1 protein-coding gene is annotated in these 2,416 nt (G+C 47.4%); it reads right to left on the bottom strand.

The window, feature by feature from the left end; translation table 11 throughout:
• On the bottom strand, window positions 1–2,286 hold a 2,286-nt coding region (locus NW844_RS12670), incomplete at its 3' end, for a class I SAM-dependent methyltransferase (RefSeq protein ID WP_414336155.1).
• Between the last annotated feature and the right edge of the window lie 130 nt (window positions 2,287–2,416).

A 2,416-nucleotide genomic window follows, 5' to 3' on the forward strand; every position in this document is an offset into this window, starting at 1 on the left:
TTCTGTTAAGCTATCTCTCACTACTGGCAGGTTCTCAGCCAGGCTCACCCAGACTCCGGTATAGTCAATACTATGTAACCGAAAGAAAGCCCCAATTTCTCGTTCAAAGTCGTGGACAGCTTCTCGACATCCCTGCCAATGTCCGTAATCATCGATTTGGATAAATCCTTGGGAGTTAACCTGCTCATAAAGATTCTGAAAGATATCCATTGTGGACTGGTACCAGTCAGCGTCCGCGTGTAGAAAAGCGATCTCGCCTACCTGGTCACGGTAAGCTGGCAATGTGTCAGCAAACAGTCCTTGAACAGGAACAATGAGATCCCAAACTCCTAGTTCCCTGCTGATTACCTCCAAGTTCTCCGAGACAGGAGCCCCCAAAGCTCCAGCTCCATAGGGAGTATCATTGGCAAGAAATCCTCTGTAATCTCGGTCTACTTCTGTTGGCTGAGGCATTCCTGAGAAGGTGTCGAAAGCGTAGACTTTGCGGGGTCGGCGGCTGTAGTTTTTGATCACCCAAGCCAGCAGTGCAGAGCTGCCTCCTCTGCAAACGCCACACTCAACAAAGTTCCCAGGGATGTCTTCTTGGCAGACTCGCTTGGCTAAGGTGTAGAGATTCCAGAGACGCTCAAAGCCCAAAAGGGTAAAGGCCTTAACCTTTTCCAAAACTCTCAATAACTCAAGGTTGCATACCGGGTATCCCTTCAAATGCTCTGGTAGTGTCCAATCAACAGCAGGATCCGGAATATGCTCCACAGGCTGGACGTTACCCCGCCAAGCGACGCCCATGATCTGCATGGTTTGGTAAATCATCGTGTTCCAGCCTCGAGCCCTTAGGTGGTTTAAGCCCTCAGCTACATCCGGTGAAGCAAGGTCATGAAAGAGAATTAGAGCATCTTCAGCAGCGTAGCGGTCTGCCACCTGAGCATCTAGCAGAGGAGCTGGCGCGTCATGATTTCCATCGATGTAGATCAAAGACCAGCGGCGGTTCTTTTCCCGAGCAATCTCTTCTGCCTTCTCTGGGCTGTAGCCGGGATACAGGTTGACATTGGAGCGAACTCCTGCCAAGCGGAGAGACTGATCCACACTTTCATAAATCTGAGGATTGGCCAGAGCAGGATCCACTACATCAAGAACAACTCCTCCCGATGCAAGGTGAGCAGTTGACCAACCTAGCCAACACCCAATCTCCAAAGCAGGTTTTCCTTGGAACTTAAGAGCGGTATTGTACAAGATATGTGCTTCATCTCGGCTAACAAAGCCAATAAGAGGTTGACGTAAGTCTGCGTGCGAAAGATGGGGAATCTCTTTTCGCAAGTAGGGCCAAGGGTGAGAGCTTGGATCCACTACAGTCATTAGAGGGAAGCTATAGTCAAGATGTATTCTCCTCTGGTTATTCGATACATAGTCATATCTTTTAATCGGGAGAGAGTTCTTGCCTGGATATCGTAAGCTGGCTTCAACCTTAAAACCTTCAGTTGTAAGTACAATATGAGTTGGTCTTGTCTTAGCATCGGCCGTAAGATGTACAATCCCTATTGGTTCGTGAGGCGGAAAAGGATCCACCCATAGCCTCTTTTGAGGATCCCATAAAGGTAGCTGATAGTGAGCCAACCAATTACAATTGAGTGGTAGAAGCTCAACTCTATCCAAACCTAAATCCTTGTAGATAGAAACATTTAAAGCAAACTGATCCGTCCATAAATCGAAGCATCTGAGGATAGCTTGCTCTACTCTTTTTCCCCATGCCGACCAGTGAATAGATTGTCTAGCTCCGGAGAATACACCAGCGTTCAGCAATGGCTCTATATCTAGACGATTAAACTCGGTGTGATGGAAGTATTTGTGGTAGTGCCAGGTTATCCAGGTTTGCATCCAGAATCTGTTGACATGCTTAGCTACTAACTCGGTAACTATTGAAAATCCTTTTCTTTTTGCTCCTAGGGTGAGTAGCTCAATTGCAGACCAATCTTGGAGCCAAGCGTCTGCGTCAATCCAAATATAAACCTCGTAACCTGGAAAATACTCAGGTAAGAATGGCCTGGATGCCAGAGCTTTAAGGTAGTTAGGTTGGCTGTTACTACTTGGGATATCGTAATTCCAACCTGGCTCAATAATATGGTCAACGTACTGACTTATCCACTGCAACTGCTCTAGCGTGCAGCCTGTATCGAGAAATCCAATGTCCACAGAATACCCCTGCGGCTTTTCCCGGATAGAGAGGATAGTCCCCTGGACTAACTCAAAAAACTTGCTGTCTGCGCTTGTAACAACGATAGTTGAGTTCATGACTTTCGCATCTCCTCTCTTTTCAAGAGTCTACTCCTAAGCTCTGCGCAGATAGCAGAGGGATCCTCTTTGACCAGCTATGATCTCCCCCTGCCAGATCATGTGAGAAGGATCCAGCATCTGGTCAATC

The sequence above is a fragment of the Synechococcus sp. H55.2 genome, assembly GCF_047462495.1.
Lineage (GTDB): Bacteria > Cyanobacteriota > Cyanobacteriia > Thermostichales > Thermostichaceae > Thermostichus.